Origin of the sequence: Rhodococcus sp. AG1013, assembly GCF_003350365.1 — a bacterium.
Taxonomy (GTDB): domain Bacteria; phylum Actinomycetota; class Actinomycetes; order Mycobacteriales; family Mycobacteriaceae; genus Prescottella.
Genome location: NZ_QQAT01000003.1, coordinates 179,859 through 195,689 on the forward strand (window position 1 = coordinate 179,859; position 15,831 = coordinate 195,689).

Annotated in this window: 16 protein-coding genes; 10 read left to right on the plus strand and 6 right to left on the minus strand. The window is 65.8% G+C overall.

The window, feature by feature from the left end; genetic code table 11:
* Nucleotides 1–9 precede the first annotated feature (9 nt).
* The 6 genes from DEU38_RS05825 (at nt 10) to DEU38_RS05850 (ending at nt 5,118) form a co-directional block, all read left to right on the plus strand.
* Complete coding sequence (locus tag DEU38_RS05825) at nt 10–462, plus strand: hypothetical protein (protein WP_147283468.1); 453 nt, start codon at nt 10–12, stop codon at nt 460–462.
* A gap of 2 nt (nt 463–464) precedes the next feature.
* The gene (locus tag DEU38_RS05830) at nt 465–2,255 is read left to right on the plus strand and encodes a hypothetical protein (protein WP_114719178.1); all 1,791 of its coding nucleotides are present in this window, start codon (nt 465–467) and stop codon (nt 2,253–2,255) included.
* Nucleotides 2,252–2,500, plus strand: coding sequence for a hypothetical protein (locus DEU38_RS05835; RefSeq protein WP_114719179.1), 249 nt, complete (start codon nt 2,252–2,254; stop codon nt 2,498–2,500). Before DEU38_RS05830 ends, DEU38_RS05835 begins: the two co-directional genes overlap by 4 nt.
* Nucleotides 2,500–3,795, plus strand: a complete 1,296-nt coding sequence (locus DEU38_RS28305; RefSeq protein WP_181818684.1) for a peptidoglycan DD-metalloendopeptidase family protein — start codon at nt 2,500–2,502, stop codon at nt 3,793–3,795. Before DEU38_RS05835 ends, DEU38_RS28305 begins: the two co-directional genes overlap by 1 nt.
* A complete protein-coding gene (locus DEU38_RS05845; RefSeq protein ID WP_114719180.1) occupies nt 3,795–4,118 on the plus strand; it encodes a hypothetical protein in 324 nt (107 codons plus the stop codon). Before DEU38_RS28305 ends, DEU38_RS05845 begins: the two co-directional genes overlap by 1 nt.
* Nucleotides 4,119–4,191: 73 nt before the next feature.
* The gene (locus tag DEU38_RS05850) at nt 4,192–5,118 is read left to right on the plus strand and encodes a recombinase family protein (RefSeq protein WP_114719181.1); all 927 of its coding nucleotides are present in this window, start codon (nt 4,192–4,194) and stop codon (nt 5,116–5,118) included.
* A gap of 232 nt (nt 5,119–5,350) precedes the next feature.
* On the opposite strand, the gene DEU38_RS05855 is transcribed toward DEU38_RS05850, so the two are convergent.
* The 3 genes from DEU38_RS05855 to DEU38_RS05865 form a co-directional block, all read right to left on the minus strand.
* Nucleotides 5,351–6,175 carry a hypothetical protein gene (locus tag DEU38_RS05855; RefSeq protein ID WP_114719182.1) on the minus strand — a complete coding sequence of 275 codons (825 nt, stop codon included), beginning with the start codon at nt 6,173–6,175 and terminating at the stop codon, nt 5,351–5,353.
* A gap of 416 nt (nt 6,176–6,591) precedes the next feature.
* On the minus strand, nt 6,592–6,876 hold the full coding sequence (locus tag DEU38_RS05860) for a hypothetical protein (RefSeq protein WP_114719183.1): 285 nt from the start codon (nt 6,874–6,876) through the stop codon (nt 6,592–6,594).
* 4 nt (nt 6,877–6,880) lie between these two features.
* The gene (locus DEU38_RS05865; RefSeq protein WP_147283469.1) at nt 6,881–7,336 is read right to left on the minus strand and encodes a hypothetical protein; all 456 of its coding nucleotides are present in this window, start codon (nt 7,334–7,336) and stop codon (nt 6,881–6,883) included.
* A gap of 1,440 nt (nt 7,337–8,776) precedes the next feature.
* Here DEU38_RS05865 and DEU38_RS05870 point away from each other — a divergent pair.
* Nucleotides 8,777–9,148, plus strand: a complete 372-nt coding sequence (locus tag DEU38_RS05870; protein WP_147283470.1) for a hypothetical protein — start codon at nt 8,777–8,779, stop codon at nt 9,146–9,148.
* A 39-nt stretch (nt 9,149–9,187) separates the two neighbouring features.
* Here the strand turns inward: DEU38_RS05870 and DEU38_RS05875 are convergent, their stop codons facing one another.
* Both DEU38_RS05875 and DEU38_RS05880 read right to left on the minus strand, forming a co-directional pair.
* Nucleotides 9,188–10,282, minus strand: a complete 1,095-nt coding sequence (locus tag DEU38_RS05875; RefSeq protein WP_114719186.1) for a ParB/Srx family N-terminal domain-containing protein — start codon at nt 10,280–10,282, stop codon at nt 9,188–9,190.
* A gap of 157 nt (nt 10,283–10,439) precedes the next feature.
* Entirely contained in the window at nt 10,440–11,273 is an 834-nt protein-coding gene (locus tag DEU38_RS05880) for a hypothetical protein (RefSeq protein WP_114719187.1), read from the minus strand.
* A gap of 254 nt (nt 11,274–11,527) precedes the next feature.
* Here DEU38_RS05880 and DEU38_RS05885 point away from each other — a divergent pair, with 254 nt between their 5' ends.
* The 3 genes from DEU38_RS05885 (at nt 11,528) to DEU38_RS05895 (ending at nt 14,175) form a co-directional block, all read left to right on the plus strand.
* Nucleotides 11,528–12,655, plus strand: coding sequence for an NDMA-dependent alcohol dehydrogenase (locus DEU38_RS05885; RefSeq protein ID WP_114719188.1), 1,128 nt, complete (start codon nt 11,528–11,530; stop codon nt 12,653–12,655).
* A gap of 34 nt (nt 12,656–12,689) precedes the next feature.
* Nucleotides 12,690–13,508 (plus strand): serine hydrolase, encoded by an 819-nt coding sequence (locus tag DEU38_RS05890; RefSeq protein WP_114719189.1) that lies wholly within the window; start codon nt 12,690–12,692, stop codon nt 13,506–13,508.
* Nucleotides 13,509–13,662: 154 nt separating this feature from the next.
* A complete protein-coding gene (locus DEU38_RS05895) occupies nt 13,663–14,175 on the plus strand; it encodes a DUF3145 domain-containing protein (RefSeq protein WP_114719190.1) in 513 nt (170 codons plus the stop codon).
* A 179-nt stretch (nt 14,176–14,354) separates the two neighbouring features.
* On the opposite strand, the gene DEU38_RS05900 is transcribed toward DEU38_RS05895, so the two are convergent.
* Nucleotides 14,355–15,788 carry an acyl-CoA carboxylase subunit beta gene (locus DEU38_RS05900; protein WP_114719405.1) on the minus strand — a complete coding sequence of 478 codons (1,434 nt, stop codon included), beginning with the start codon at nt 15,786–15,788 and terminating at the stop codon, nt 14,355–14,357.
* Nucleotides 15,789–15,831: the final 43 nt, after the last annotated feature.

A 15,831-nucleotide genomic window follows, 5' to 3' on the forward strand; every position in this document is an offset into this window, starting at 1 on the left:
AGGCGGCTGGTGTCCAGAACACGTCGTGACGGGATCATTCGGGATCAGCGGACGGGAATCGTGCTCGCCCGGGATGGCCGTCATCCTGGCGCGGACATCTTCAAGGACGCCCCGATGGGGGAAGGCCTGCCGGGGATGAGTATGGCGCCGGAGGCCGAGCACATCCTGGCGATCCACTTCTTCGACAACCTCGGCTACCCGCTCACGCCGCCGAACCCGCGGTACAAGGCGCAGGTAGACCCCGACAGTGTGGCGGAGGTCGGCCAGGAACACCTGGTGTGGGTTCCCCTCGATACTCCGGAGCCCGTGACGGCACGGGCTGAGGAGCCGATCGTGGTCGCCGACATCTCTGGCTACGACGCGGACCAGATGGCGGCGATGAAACTGCAGATCCGGCAGAAGGAGATCGCGGACAAGATGCTCGAGCAGGCCGACCCGCAAGTGCGTGGGGAGGTCGAGTAGCGATGCCGGCTGTTGAGCCACCGGAGGATCCGTCATGGGTTCCGGAGTACACGCCGACGAAGGCGTACACGAAAGCGACTGTCCGCCAGCTCCAGGACGTCGACCCGGAGACGTGGCAGAACACCGCCAACCCCGACTTCCTTGCGTTGGGGAACTGGATCTTCGATCAGCTCACTAACACGTTCCTCGGTGGCGCTCGGACCGTTTTCGACGCGATCATCAAGTGGATCAACCGATTCATCGCCGACCTGCTTGACGGTCTCAATGGCCTTACCGGGGGCATCTTCAATTTGGGCCCGCTCGCTGACCGGTTCCGTGGGACCGAACAGAAGGCAACGGATGCCGCCGATCAGGCAATGACCGCCGCGAATGAGGCTGCTGCGGCTGCTGCACTCGCAGCAGCGAACGAGGAAGCGAACATCGCGAACGCGACAGCGATCGCCGAGGCGAACCTGCAGATCGGGACGAAGGCGGATCCAGAGTCGGTGCCGACGGATGTGCCTGGATGGGTGACGCTGAATCCCGTTGAGGATGCCACGTTCCCGCGGGCCGACCTGGCGCCGATGCCAACAATCGTCAACGGCGACACCAGCAATGCGAGCGAGGGCTTCCACTCGCACAAGCACAATGCGTCGATCACGTGGATGGATCCGGTCTACACCACTGCGCTCAACCGGCTCGACATCGGCTACATCAACGCCACGCGTGCCCGCATCTACAACACGCTTGGTGTCGTCATCGCCGCCGGACCCACCACCGGCCTCGCCGCATTCCGGCTGCATGTGTTCAAGATGGGGCGCGACGCAACCACGAAGCGGCCGACTGGCGAACTGACCCGCCTGTGGTCCAGCGATCCTCTGCAAGGCACGTTCTCGGCGTCCGCCCAGGACGTTCGCGTCGACATGCCCAACGACATCATCTCCGCGAAGGGCGACTGGTATGCGGTCGTCGTCCACCAAACTGGCTCCGGAACCACTCGCCATCTGCTCGGCAAGAACACCGCCTCGATCGCCGCCATGTCCGGCGTTCATCCGACCCGACTCGGCATGAACCGGTCGGGACAGTCCGCGATCTCAGAGACGCTCAGCCCCGCCCAGCTCGACACGTCGTCGACATGGATCCCGTGGGTGTGCCTGGGGCAGACGTTCGGCCTCGTGAAGGTGTCGTTTGTCGACCTCTTCGACCGCGCCGATGCGTCGACCCTCGGATCGAACTGGTCCGTGTACGGCGTCGGCATGGACGTCCGCAGCGGTGTCGCGCAATCGAAGCGGCCCAACTACGGCAACCTCGCCACCCGAACCGACTACATCCGCGCCGTGTACGTCTCGCAGCTGTCAACCGACACCCAGTCGGTGTCGGCGAAGATCACCGGCTTCGACCGCTCCAACGTGAACATCGAAGAGAACCCCAGGTCGCAAGTGGCGCTCCACTCGAACGCGGACATGACCCGCTACGTCGCCGTCGGCATCCGATGGGGCCTCATCGAGATTCGCGCGTACAGCAACGCTAATCCGGGTGGTGTCACGAAGAACTCGACTACTCGAACCTGGTCACCCGGTGATGTGGTGGAGCTGCATGCAACCGATGACGCTGGCACAGGAAAGACGCAGTTCGTGGCCTATGTGAACGGCTCCTCAGTCCTGTCGTGGACGGACACGACCGACGAGACGAGTCGCGGCGCCGGGTATCGCCGCACGGGATTCGAGACCGCCAACGTTCACCGCGGCGCGATCTTCACCTACGTCCACATCCCGTCTGTTGGCATCGACGAATGGAAGGCAAAAGACCTATGACCGCAACACAGTTCACCGTCCCTGGCCTCGGCGGGATCACATTCACTGCCAGCTACGACCCAGAATTGGCCTGGCTGACCCTCGAAGGGCACGACGGAGACAACGGACTCGTCTCGGCCTCGGGGTTCTCGATCACCCCGGACCCCATCGATCCGATCACGATCACCCCCGAACCGGTAGTCGACACTGACGACGACCCACTCGCGGTGGCCCAGCAGCATCTTGATCCGCCGGAGGAACCCTGATGGCACAACGATTCTGGCCCATGCCGGAGAGCGCGTTCACACTCTCCTCAGGATTCGGTCAACGCTGGGGGAGTCTCCACGCGGGCCAGGACTTTGCGGCACCGGACGGCACACCGTTCTACGCCTGTCAGGGTGGCACGGTGCTGTACATCGGACCTGCGGACGGGTATGGGCAGTGGATCGTCCTCGACCACTCCGACGCCGATGGCTCCGGGGTGACCGAGTACGGGCACATGTGGAACGCCTTCGCGACGGGCTTGAAGGTCGGCGACCGGGTCGAGGCCGGGCAGTTGATCGGCTACGTCGGTAGCAACGGGCAGTCCACGGGCCCGCACCTGCACCTGGCGGTGATGCCGCGTGGATACAGCCCGGGCGCGAAGATCGACCCGCTGCCGTGGCTGGCCGGCGCCGCCTACCCGGGTGAATCCCCACGACCACCGGAGGATCGGATGACCCTGTTCGGCGTCGACATCAGCAACTGGCAGCAGGGACTCGACCTCGACCAGGCTGCGCGGGAGGACTTCCGGGCGGTGATCGCGAAGGTGTCGGAAGGTTCAGGTTTCCGGGACCAGACGTGGCCGGGGTTCCGTGATGCGGCCCGCGCGGCGGGGCTACCGGTGATGGGCTACCACTACCTGCGCGCGGGTGACCCGATCGAGTTGCAGGCTGACCTGTTCGTGAACCACCTCGGGGACCGATCCATCCCCGCGATGATCGACGCCGAATCCGGGTCTGGTGGAGTCGCCGAGATCCGGGCGTTCCGTGACGCGGTCGAACGCCGCGGCGTGCGGGTCGCGCTGCTGTACCTGCCGCGCTGGTACTGGTCGGGCCACATCGGATCCCCGGACCTGTCTGGGCTGCCGCCGCTGATGGCGTCGAGCTACGGCACCGACCAGCCGGGCTACGCATCTGTGCTCTATCCGGGCGACGAGGCCACCGGCTGGGCGGGATACGGAGGTCTCGATGTCGCCATCCTGCAGTTCACCCAACGCGCCAACGTCGCGGGCAAGCAGATCGACTCGTGGGCGTTCCGCGGCAATGAATCTCAGCTACGCGCCCTGTTCGGCGCACCGATCGAGGAGGACGAGATGACCGAAGAGGACCGGAAGATGCTGCGCGCAGTGTACGAGGCACTGTGCAAGCCGCGGCCGAGCTTAGTGAAGGGCAGCGCTGCGCAGCTTGACGCGGCGACGTTCGTGCAGTTCACCGACGCCGCGACATACCGCACCGAACGCGCGGTCGCGGAGATCGCGCAGACCGTGGCCCGCATCGAACAGAACCAGGGAGGTAAGTGATGGTGCTCGAAAAGTGGCCGGCGATCCGGCTCGCGATCTACTCGTCGATCGGTGTTCTGTGCGCGGTCGCGATGTTCTTCGGCTGGATCGACCAGGACCAGGCGACATCGATCTCCGACCAAGCTGGATGGCTTCTCGGGCTGGTCGCATCGATCGTTGCTGGCGCGAACGTGACCCGCGCACCGATAGCCGCACGGCCATCGGCTGACGGAGTCGCTCAGGTGATCACGAGCGCAGCACCAGCCGTCGAGCATGCCGCTGCGACCGGGGCGGCTGCCGTCGATCAGGCTCGACGCGAACTCGAACGACAACTGACCCGCTAGCTCGTTCCTGTCTCCCTCGGCAGACTCTCCGCTACAGTGGCGGTGGATACAGTCAATCGAGGGAGACAGTTACGTGAGTCGCGCATACGGATGGGCCGACGACGGCATCACCATCGTCGAACCCGAAGCGAAAGAACTCCGCGCGATGGCCGAACAGCTCCTCGCCGGCGGCACACTCCGCGGTCTCGTCGCCGACCTCGAAGAACGCGGCATCGCCACCGCCACCGGCAAGACGTGGCAGCCGATCACCATCAAGCGGTCCCTCACCAACCCGCGGATCATCGGCAAACGGAAGAGCGGCGATCAGCTCGTCCGCGCCGAAGCACAGCCGATCCTCGACAAACGGACCTTCACCAAACTCGTCGCGCTCCTCCACGCACCCGAGAGGGCCCGGTTCATCGGAGACCGATCCCGCGTTCACCTCCTCGGCGGCGGCATCGCCCGCTGCGGAGTCTGCGGCAGCGCCCTGTTCCCGAACACCTCGAGCACCCGCCCCGACTCCTACGCCTGCGCGATCCGGTCCGGCGGCTGCGGCAAGATCTCTATTAAGGCCGACGACCTCGAAGCTGACGTCGTCGAGCGCGTTCTCGCCCGCATGTCCGATGCCTCGTTCCGTCGGGACCTCGCGAAGTCCCTGAACGAACTGCAGTCCAGCACCGATGCCGAACGTGAACTTGCCGAGATCGACCGGAGGTTCGAGATCCTCGGTGAAGACTTCGCTGACGGTGTCATCGACCGCGCCACCATGCGCGCCGGCACCGAACGCGTTCGCGCCCGCAAAGCCACCCTCGAACTCCACATCGGCCGACGTGAAGTCCTCGACGATCTACCCGAACCCGACGTCGAGCAGATCGTGCAGTGGTGGGAGGAAACATCGAAGGCCCGGCGCCGCGACGTCGTCACCGTTCTCCTCGACCACGTCACCGTCAAACGCACCACCCGCCGCGGCCACGCCGGCATCGACCCCGACCGCCTCCACTACGAATGGAAGGCAGCTTGATCGAACCCGGAGAACCGAGAACGCCCCCGCGACGAGTTCGTGGGGGCGTTCTCGGTGGGTGGCTATCGGGTTTTAGGCTTGGGCTGTGAGGATCCCGCGCTCGGGGACGATCCCGTGCCGCGATTCGGGTCTCGCATCGAGAACATCTGGCCGCCGGAACTGCGGCTGTCCTGGTGGGGCGTAGGGCGAGGAGAACTTCCGCTACTGAATGAGGCATGGTTCTGGATCATCACTACGCTCCTTGGTTGAGTTCATTTGAATAGTAGTGCTTCCGATTGATCCACTTGAAGCCCTCATGCCTGTTTAGACCCGCAACTTCGACGGGGCCACCAACCGTGTCTGGGCCCAGAAGGAAGTGTGAGTAGCCGGAGGTGACCTCGACCAGGTACTTCGCCAAGGCGATCGCGTCAGGGAACGGCATGGCCGGCATGACTGGTTGCTGGGCCTGGTTGCGCACAGTCGTAATGACGGCTGCATGATGCTCTTCCGGGAGTGCTTCGAGCAGCTCGGCGAGAAGCCTGGAGTCGTAACCCTTGAAGAGGCGATCTGTCGCGCTCGGCTGGGCGTAAGCAAGCCAGCCAGATGACTCTGCGTCCGCGACCAACTCTGGCGCTGGAGGTGTGTCGAGGCCCTGGACGTAGAAGACCCAAGCCTCTGGATGTGAGTTGTCAGAGGAATATCCCGCGACCAACATGCCGACAGGACTGGCCGGCTGTTCCTGAAAGTGCCTACACAGGCGGTCATGGAGCATCTGCGCTGTCATAGATGCGACCTTCTCGACCGTATAGTTGCCTGAATCAAGCTTCCAATCGGGATAGCGCGGATCCTCACCCATCAACATGCGGCGAAGATCCTTGGCTAGCGTCGAGATGCTTGCAGGCCCGATCTGTCCGAGCCCCCACGTCATGGCTGCCAGGGGCAGGTGGCGATGCAGGTGGAAGATCTTGTCGGCATTGTTGTAGACCTGCGCGGAACCATCTGGAAGGCCAACGGTTGTCGCTGAGTCTGTAGCAAGGACGATGCCATCGAAGACCTTCACGAACACGGCGACAGTCATTCCGCCAAATTACATCGATGTAATGCGTTTCTGGGGCGAAACCGGGTGAAGTCCCTACTGGGGGCCTAGGTAGTTGGCGGCTGGTACTGCCCGTAGATCCCGATCGGGTTGGCGGCGAGGTACTGCTGGTGTTCGTAGTCGGCGCGGGAGCGGAACCAGCGCCATTGTTCGGAACCAGACGCCCGGCGTGCGCGTCAAAAGACGTATGGACCCCATCGAGGCCGCCGCGATCCGCGCCGAGGGCTACGACCCAGACGACCCCGCCGTGCGTGAGGCGCTCGACTGGGTGCGGTGGGAACTGCAGCTTGCCGGCGGGCCGTGAAACGACCGACGCCCCGAGGGTTACTCGGGGCGTCCGTTGTGGCCTACTTCCCGGAAGCCACGTCACAGGACAATACCTGTGGGGTACGACAGGATCAGACCTTCGGAGGCTGGTACTGCCCGTAGATGCCGATGTCATCACCGGCGAGATACTGCTGGTGTTCGTACTCGGCACGGGCAGCGATGTTGGCGCGCTCAGTGGCAGCCGCAGCCTCCCGGGCCTGGTGGCGCTGCCGCCCCTTCACCCCGCTATACACGGCGCCGGCCAGGATCAGGGCGAGCACGATCACCCACCAGAACTTGATGATCAACCCGAGAACAAACAACGCCCCAAAGGCCACCCAGAACGGATGCTGAGAACCAGACGCGCGGCGAGCCATGGCTCTAGCATTCACCCTTCGAGGCCGCGTAGACGGCCTTTCGGATCTGCTCCTGATCAGACTTGCTCAGCTGGTCCCACTCCTCGTTCTCCGTGGGATTGCCAGATTCTGCGGCCAGCTCTTGGAGATCCGGGTAGTCCTCGGGATGCTCAATCAAATCCATGAACTCGTCCGCGGCCTTCTTCGCATCCCATGGTTCGCCCATCATCTTGGACAGCTCCTGGATACCTCCGAAGAACTCCTTGGCCCCTGCGCATGTCTCGGCGTAGAGGGCTCGCCCGGTGGGCGCTTTCGACGTGGTCGTCTCATCCACCGGCTCGACGGTCGTGGCCGACGCGGAGGTAGCCGACGGTGAAGCGGTCGACGACGTCGGTGCGGCAGCAGTCTCGGGTTCATCGGAGGAGCACCCAGCTACGAGGAGCCCAAGCGCTGCGATGCCGGTCAGGAGTGTTCTACGCATGGCACATGGATAGCAGACGAAGCCGACAAGTCGGTCTGGTTTGACGGAGCTGGGAAGTTGGTCACAAACCGTCGGGGTCCTCCGCGGCATCCTTCGCTCAGCCATTGCGTTCTCCATTCACGGGTGCTTCCAGCCGAGGCGGGACAATCAGCGATGGCTCCTGCGACCTTCATCTTGTCCGAGGAAGCGGTAGAGGAGTGGATCAATGCAGGGAGGATGCCTCCGGTCAGGAGGCGTCGAGAGTGAGCTTCGCTCGGCGTGCCCACATTTTGCCCACACTTGCGGGTGATTGACAGTGGAAGGCGATGGCTGATTGTGGTGAAAAGTGATGGTTAGAGGAGGTTCATTCTGGAACCACGAGGCAGGTGGAGGGTCTGCATAGGACTCATAATCCATTGGTCGCGGGTTCGAGCCCCGCCCGCCCCACGCCAATGCCCCTTTCTCGACGTCGAGAAAGGGGCATTCGTTGTCTGTTCTTCGCTGATGGCAGCGGTTCTGTCGGGTAGCGCTGCCACGACGGGAAACCGCCCCACACGAAGCGCATCCAGCCTGCGGACCGGCCTCAGAGGAGCTACAGGCCGAGGCTGTCGTACTCGCACAGCGGTCCCTCGCTTCGATGTGGAGGCGGGGTCGAGGTGGTCGATCGCCGGAACAGTCTCGAGCCGGCCAGGTGCCACTTGCGGATCAAGGTCGGGAGCCAGCCGCTCATGGTGCCTCGCTTCATCGTGATATCGGGTGATCGGGGTAGATCGAGCTTGACCGATCGGAGCCGCCGACAACGCGTCCGTACTACCTACTCGTATACCTGTTCTGGTGTTCGTGTGAAGCGAGTCGCCGCTGCGAAACCTGGACCGAACCCGGGTGCCGCACGGCCGCCACGCCCACTGGACACCGCACTCGTGGCGGCAGGGGACGCGCCGGTGACTGATCGCCCCGCCTGGTCACAGCGGCGGCGGGGCGATCAGTCAGTGGTAGGGCGGTGTAGGCACTCGCGAGGCGAGAGGCGCCGCCCGCGTGACCCCGCACAGGGGGGATGGGGCCACGGGTTGCCGCCCCGGGGGGAAGGGCGGCGAACTGAGACTAGGCGGGATGCGCGTCGAAAGTCACGCTCGATCGCGAATGTTCTCGACGAGTAGCCGCAGGTCAGAAGGAATTTCAAACAATCGACCGATCGGCCCGCAGCGCCGGAACGTGATTCTGTTCCGAAAGACGCAGCACGGTCGGTCGCCGACAGCGGCGCCATGGATCTGAATTTCAGAAACGGGCGATCTCAACATGTAGGAGGGCGGCGGCAAGTCCTGGAGCAACGCGTTGACCGACTTCACTCGGGTGCTCTCGCTCCAGATCGAAATGTTCTTTCACTCGTTCGGTCATAGCGACACGGTGGGTTGGCGCGCGACGCGACGTCCCGGATTCGGTGGCATAGCCGACAATCGGGGAATGGGCACACCGGTGCGGGACTCGTCCGACGGCTCACGCGGCTTCTGCGATCGTCCGAGCACCCCGATCGCAGTCGATGTGGCCCGCGCGATCGCTTGGTGTGTGGGGCTGATCGGACTGCTCGTGGTGCCGGCCTGGCTCTGCTACGTCGTCCTGATATCCGAGGCGTCGTTCTTCGGGGAGGCGCCGTCGTCGACAAGTCTCGAGCGTGCCGACGAGGCGCGCATGTGGGGGCGAGCCGTTGCGACGTCCGCTCTGGTCGGCGTGACCGGAACAGCGGCGTGGTCCTTCCGGCGCGGTGTCCGCGCTTGGGGACTACTCGCACTGGCCGCGATCGGGGCGGTCACGACGGCCTTCGTCTGGGCCATGTGACGGCCGCGCGGCCAGTGCGGCCAGTGCGGCGATGAGGCGTCAGCGGGAGAGGCTGTTCTTGTATTCGATTGCGTAGGCGATCTTTCCGGGCTTGTCGTCCGAGTACGGCTTCGACAGCTTCGCGAACTCGCCCTTCGATTCGGCCTTGCCGTCGTTCCACTGGGGGAGGACGCCGAGTTCGCGGGCGGTGAAGCCACTCTGGACCGCGGAGTCGGCCGGAAGCGCGGTCTGCGCCCGGGTGGCGCGCTTGACGGTGTCGAGGTAGCCGGCGAGGTCGTTGCGGTTCCAGTCGGTCAGGTCGATGCCGGAGGTCTCGCGGACCCAGGCGCCCCAGTAGAACTCCTGGAACGGGATGGTGCCGGCGGTGAAGCCGATGTCCCGCGAGAAGTACATCAGGCTGCGGTACTTGTCATCGGCGAAGTTGGCAAGCCCGACACCGGCCGGAAGTTGCTCCACCGGAACCGTACTACCGTCCACATCGCGGTCCCACACCCACTTGTTCTTCTTCATCTCGGCCCAGAAGTACTGGGTGGAGAGTTGGCTGAGGTTGTCGAGCACCCGCAGGCGGACGTGCAGGTTCGGGCCGCCGTCGGCCAGTTCGTAGAACGACGTCAACGTGTGGTGGCCGTCGGTCAGATACAGCGCTCCACCCGGGCCGATCACGACGGTCTTCATCGGCGCGATCGTGTCCTCGGTCTCCTGTCCCACCGGCACCTCGCACGTGAACGACGCGGGATCGGCGAGAGTGGCCGTCGGCGCGGCGGTCGCAGCCTTCGCTTGGCCGTTGGCCTCGCACCAGTCGTCGAACTTCTTGTTGATCGCATCCTTGCCGAGGGTGTAGCGGCCGAGCTTGTAGTAGACCTCGTCGTAGCCGAGCGACGGCTGCGTGGCGTGGACGTCGCCGATGCGCACGTCGAGCAGATCACCGGGCTGGGCGCACAGATAGTCGGTGCCCGGCAGGGAACCGGTGGACAGCGATCCTGTCGACAGCGAACCGAACGCGCCCGCTCCGTCGCAGATCGGGGCCCGCTGCGCGACGGTGTGCGGAGCAGCAGTGGCCAGGCCCGCTGCACCCGGAGCGGCGAGGGTGGCAACGGCGAGGGCCGTGAACGCGGTGCGACGGGCGAGGTGCATGGATGGACACTCCGGTTCGAGGGTGGTGGCGTGTGGTCGGGTGCACACCATCCCCGCGCGGGATGTCCGGACCGATGACTCGGCGAATACATCCGGTGACGGTGACGTGAACGGCATGTCCGACTCGACGCGGCCCTGGCCGTCCGCTGTCGTGTCGCTACGTCGTCAGCATGAACACGAACAGCAGGGCGCAGACGATCCAGTTCGAGACCGCATGGGCCGCGGCCGCCGTCGCGAGTGCCGGGGCTCGAAGCTCGGCCCTGAGGGAGCGGGCGCGTCGGCTTGCCTCGTCCTCCCCGTCCTCCCAGGCGAGGCGCAGGCGCGTGTTCTCGGCTCGCACTGCCGCCCGCTCGGCCTGCACCCGATCCCAGTGGTGCGGATCATAGGGGGCGCCGACGGGAAGCGGGGGACAGTCGATCACGGCCGGTGGGGGCACGTTGCGCAGCTCCGCGATCCGCTCTCGGTTCCCGCGCACCGCCACCAGATACAGGCGTTCGAAGTAGAACCCGCTGACGATCAGGGCGATGCCGGCTGCGACGGGGATTCCCATCGCCAGGTGGATCAGCCCGAACGTGACCTGGGTTCGGACGCGGGTGGCCATCGTCCACTCCTCGGCGCCGGCTCGGAAGGTGCGCTCCTCCTCGTGGGCGAGGAAGGGCACCAGTAGGACGAGCGCAGCGGGTATCGCGAGGGACAGTGCCGACCATACGAATCCGCTGTTGTCGGTCTGCCCCAGCGCGATGTTGCCGCTACCGCCGAGCGCCGACCACCATCCGAACCTCAGGATCGGCACGGCCTCGGACAACACCCAGAAGGTTCCCGCGACAACGGTGAGTTGCATGGCTGCGGCGGGCACCATCCACCACCGGATCGCGCGGACGGTCCGTAGGTACGTCGCGCGACGAGCTCGGCTGCGTGCCAGTTGCTTGACGGTCAGGCCCATCGATGTCACGACGAGCGCAAGGACGAAGACTGAGACGATGTCGGACACGAACTGCTGAGTTCCTCCCCTGAAGCCAACTCGACAACGGAAACGTCTCACGGGATACCGACAGATCAGGTCGAGCGTCCAGTCGGTCCGGGTGGGCCCGGCGGGCGTCCGGCGCCGTGAATGGGCGGTGACCTGGGAAGTTCTCCCACTCAGTGGGCCGGTTTCCTACTCACCGCCTAGAACGTGTTCCAATTTGGAAGATTTGTGGCTATCGTCACAGCAATCGGTTGTTAGGTATGGAAGGGCGGTTGCAAATGAAGACCAAGGGCGCGTTGCTGTGGGGCATCAACGAGAAGTGGTCGATCGAGGAGATCGAACTCGGTGACCCGGTCGCCGGCGAGGTTCAGATCCGCATGGAAGCCGCCGGCATGTGCCACTCCGACCACCACATCGTCACCGGTGCGACGCCGATGGCGTCCTACCCGGCCATGGGCGGCCACGAGGGCGCGGGTGTGATCACCAAGGTCGGCGAGGGCGTCACGGATCTCGAGGTCGGCGACCACGTCGTGCTCTCGTTCATCCCGGCCTGTGGACGCTGCCCGTCGTGTTCGTCGGGCCATTCGAACCTGTGCGACCTCGGCATGGGGCTGCTCAGCGGCCAGGCCATCGCCGACGGCACCTACCGCATCCAGGCTCGTGGCGAGAATGTGATCCCGATGAGCCTGCTCGGCACGTTCTCGCCCTACATGACGGTGCACCAGACGTCGGTCGTCAAGATCGAGAAGGACATCCCGTTCGAGCTCGCCGCCCTCGTGGGCTGCGGTGTCCCGACCGGATGGGGTTCGGCGACGCACGTCGCCGACGTCAAGCCGGGTGACTCGGTCGCCATCATCGGTGTCGGCGGCGTCGGTATGAGCGCCCTGCAGGGTGCCGTCGCGTCGGGTGCACGCCACGTGTTCGCGATCGACCCGGTGCCGTTCAAGCGCGAGCAGGCCCTCAAGTTCGGCGCCACGCATGCCTTCGCCTCGATGGAGGAGGCGATCGTGCCGATCATGGAGATCACCTGGGGTCGCATGTGCCAGAAGACGATCATTACGGTCGGGGAGATGAAGGGCGAGTACGTCGACCCGGCCCTCACGCTCACCGCCAAGAACGGTCGCTGCGTCGTCACTGCGATGGGTCACATGGCCGACATGGACGTCAAGCTCAACGCGTTCCTGTTCGCGATGCTGCAGAAGGATCTGCAGGGCAACATCTACGGTGGCTGCAACGCCCGCGTGGACATCCCGAACCTGCTGAACCTGTACCGGGCGGGCCTGCTCAATCTCGAGGACATGGTCACCAACACGTACTCGCTCGAGCAGCTCAACGAGGGTTACCAGGACATGCTCGACGGTAAGAACATTCGCGGTGTGGTCCGCTACACCGAAGCGGACTGGTGAACCTCTGATCGGACGCCCCTCGTAGTCTGATCGGGTGCAGACTCTCGATCGGATCGGGCAATGGCCGGTGGACAACGCCTCGGCTGCCGTCGTCGACGGTGGCCGAGGCGTTGCGCATTTCGGTGACCAGGAGCGGGTGTATCCACTCGCGTCCGTGACGAAGCTGTTGTGCGCGTATGCCGCTCTCGTGGCCGTCGAAGAAGGGGCGATCGAACTCGACCAGCCCGCCGGCCCACCCGGCGCCACGGTGCGACACCTGCTCGCGCACACGTCGGGTCTGGCATTCGGCGAACACAAGGTGCAGGCGGAGCCGGGCGCCAAGCGCATCTACTCCAGCGCCGGGTTCGAGGTGCTGGCGGACTTCGTCGAGACCGAGACCGGGATCGGGTTCGCCGACTACGTGGCCGAGGCGGTGTTCGCGCCGTTGGGGATGGTGAACTCCGCCCTCGTCGGTTCCGCCGGGCACGGGGGACAGGCGAGCACGGCCGACCTCGCGCGGTTCGCCGCCGAACTGCTGCGCCCCTCCCTGATCTCGGCGCAGACCCACACCGAGGCCACCAGCGTGCAGTTCCCCGGACTTGCCGGCCTGCTGCCCGGCTACGGCCCGCAGCGGCCCAACGACTGGGGGCTCGGCTTCGAGATCCGGGACGGCAAGAGCCCGCACTGGACCGGCTCGGGCAACTCCCCGGCCACCTACGGGCACTTCGGCCAGTCCGGGACCTTCCTCTGGGTGGACCCGGCCGTCGACGCCGCGTGCGTCGTGCTGACGGATAGGGCTTTCGGGGACTGGGCGAAGTCGCTGTGGCCGGCATTGAGTGACGGCGTCGTCGCCGAGTTGCGCGCCCGCCGGTAGATCAATTTACTGCTATCACTGGCGTAACAGTGGCATCACAGGGCACACTGGTCGACGTTGTGTCGCTCTGTGAAGTCGCGATTGCGACACAGCCGGCTCCACTTGATCGAGGTCGTTGGGGAAGACGTCCCTCGTCGAAGCTGGAGGTGTTGCAGTGCGCTCGTTGAACCAGTTCGCGGATGCGACGACCGGAGTGATCTACGTCCACTCGTCGCCCGCCGCCGTCTGTCCACACGTCGAGTGGGCCCTCACCTCGATTCTCGATGCCCGCGCCAACCTTCGCTGGACGGCTCAGCCCGCGGTCGGCGGCACACTACGGGCAACCTGCGACTGGTCCGGCCCTGTCGGTACCGGGTCCAGGCTCGCGGCGGGCCTGCGGGCCTGGCCCCTGCTGTACTTCGAGGTGACGGAGAACCCGAGTGACGGCGTGGACGGCGAACGATTCAGCCACGTGCCGGGCCTCGGGCTGTGGCGCGGTTCGACGAGCGCGAACGGGGACGTCGTCGTCGGCGAGATGCGACTGCGGGCGCTGCTCGCGAAGGGCGCCGACGGTTTCGCCGCCGCCGTGGAGCACGCCCTCGGCACGCCGTGGGACGAGGTGCTCGAGCCCTACCGCAGCGGTGGCGAGGGCGCCGAGGTGACCTGGCTGCGCCGCGACGTCGGCTGAGTCGGTTCGGTCGTGTCCTTTTCCGGGTGTGGCCGATTTCTCTGTGGTGCAACGAGATCCGGCAAACCGGACGGCGTCGACGAGGGTGGTGAGTCTCGGCCCGGCAGTGGAGTGGGCCGTCGGGACCCGAAAGTGATGGGGCCCCGCGGTGCGGGGCCCCATCACTCAGTGTCGTCGTGTCACAGCGGGATGTTCTTGTGCTGTCCACGGCCGGCCGGTGCCGCGGCGAGGGCCGCGGTGATGACGCTGCGCGTCTTGGCCGGATCGATCGTCTCGTCCACCACACCGATGGAGATGGCGCGGCCGACACCGCCGGCGATGGCCTCGTGCTCGGCGGCGAGGCGATCGTGCAGCGCCTCGCGCTCCTCCTCCGGCGCGGCGGCCAGGGCGCGCTTGTGCAGGATGCCGACGGCAGCCTTGGCGCCCATGACCGCAACCTCGGACTCGGGCCACGCGTACACCGCGGTGGCGCCCAGCGCGCGCGAGTTCATCGCGATGTAGGCGCCGCCGTAGATCTTCCGGGTGACCAGCGTGACGCGGGGAACCGTGGCCTCGGCGAAGGCGTGCAGCAGCTTCGCGCCGCGGCGCACGACGCCTTCCCATTCCTGGCTGACACCGGGCAGGTAGCCGGGGACGTCGACGACCACGACCAGCGGGATGCCGAAGGCGTTGCACAGGCGGACGAAGCGGGCGGACTTCTCCGCGCTCTCCGAGTTGAGGCAGCCGCCCAGGCGGAGTGGGTTGTTGGCGATCACACCCACCGTGCGGCCGCCGAGGCGTCCCAGGCCGGTGACGATGTTGCGCGCCCAATTGCCCTGCAGCTCTTCGAAACTCGACTCGCCCTCGACGTTGTCGAGAAGCTCGTGCACGATCGGGCGAACGTCGTACGCGCGCTTGGCCGACTCGGGCATCAGCGCCCGCAGGTCGGTGTCGCCGTGCTCGGCGGCAGCGAGATCGAACTCGCCCTGCTCGCAGAACATCGACACCAGGCGGCGGGCGCGATGGTAGGCGTCGTCCTCGTCGTGTGCGGCGATGTGCGCGACGCCGGACTTCTTGGTGTGCGTATCGGGGCCGCCGAGCGAGGCCATGTCGACCTGCTCGCCGGTCACGCTCTTGACGACGTCGGGTCCGGTGACGAACACGCGGCCCTCGGGGGCCATGATCACGATGTCGGTGAGTGCGGGGCCGTAGGCGGCGCCGCCGGCCGCGAAGCCGAGGACGACAGAGATCTGCGGGACGAGGCCGGACGCACGGACCATGGCCTCGAAGACCAGTCCGACGGCGTGCAGCGCCTCGACGCCTTCGGCGAGGCGTGCGCCGCCCGAATGCCACAGTCCGATGACGGGCGCCTTCTCGGCGATGGCGGTGTCGATGGCGGCAACGATGTGCTTGCAGCCTTCGATGCCCATGGCGCCGCCCATGACGGTGGCGTCGGAGCAGTAGGCGATGGTGCGAACGCCGTCGATCTCACCGGATGCGGCGAGTACTCCGGACTTGTCGCGGGGATGTAGGGGCACGACGGTACCGGCATCGAACAACTTGGCGAGACGCGCGAGCGGATCGCGCGGATCGGTTGATGCTTCGGTGTTCGTCGCGGGGGCCATGACGGTCATCGAGTCCTCCTTGAGCGAGCCCATATGGGGCGAGGGTTCGGGG

Excerpts from the sequence above, each read along its gene's own strand:
- DEU38_RS05855 (WP_114719182.1), bottom strand. The coding sequence starts at position 6,175 with ATGACTGTCGCCGTGTTCGTGAAGGTCTTCGATGGCATCGTCCTTGCT.
- DEU38_RS05865 (WP_147283469.1), bottom strand. The coding sequence starts at position 7,336 with ATGCGTAGAACACTCCTGACCGGCATCGCAGCGCTTGGGCTCCTCGTA.
- DEU38_RS05860 (WP_114719183.1), bottom strand. The coding sequence starts at position 6,876 with ATGGCTCGCCGCGCGTCTGGTTCTCAGCATCCGTTCTGGGTGGCCTTT.
- DEU38_RS05845 (WP_114719180.1), top strand. The coding sequence starts at position 3,795 with ATGGTGCTCGAAAAGTGGCCGGCGATCCGGCTCGCGATCTACTCGTCG.
- DEU38_RS28305 (WP_181818684.1), top strand. The coding sequence starts at position 2,500 with ATGGCACAACGATTCTGGCCCATGCCGGAGAGCGCGTTCACACTCTCC.
- DEU38_RS05885 (WP_114719188.1), top strand. The coding sequence starts at position 11,528 with ATGAAGACCAAGGGCGCGTTGCTGTGGGGCATCAACGAGAAGTGGTCG.
- DEU38_RS05830 (WP_114719178.1), top strand. The coding sequence starts at position 465 with ATGCCGGCTGTTGAGCCACCGGAGGATCCGTCATGGGTTCCGGAGTAC.
- DEU38_RS05870 (WP_147283470.1), top strand. The coding sequence starts at position 8,777 with ATGGGCACACCGGTGCGGGACTCGTCCGACGGCTCACGCGGCTTCTGC.
- DEU38_RS05875 (WP_114719186.1), bottom strand. The coding sequence starts at position 10,282 with ATGCACCTCGCCCGTCGCACCGCGTTCACGGCCCTCGCCGTTGCCACC.
- DEU38_RS05900 (WP_114719405.1), bottom strand. The coding sequence starts at position 15,788 with ATGACCGTCATGGCCCCCGCGACGAACACCGAAGCATCAACCGATCCG.
- DEU38_RS05835 (WP_114719179.1), top strand. The coding sequence starts at position 2,252 with ATGACCGCAACACAGTTCACCGTCCCTGGCCTCGGCGGGATCACATTC.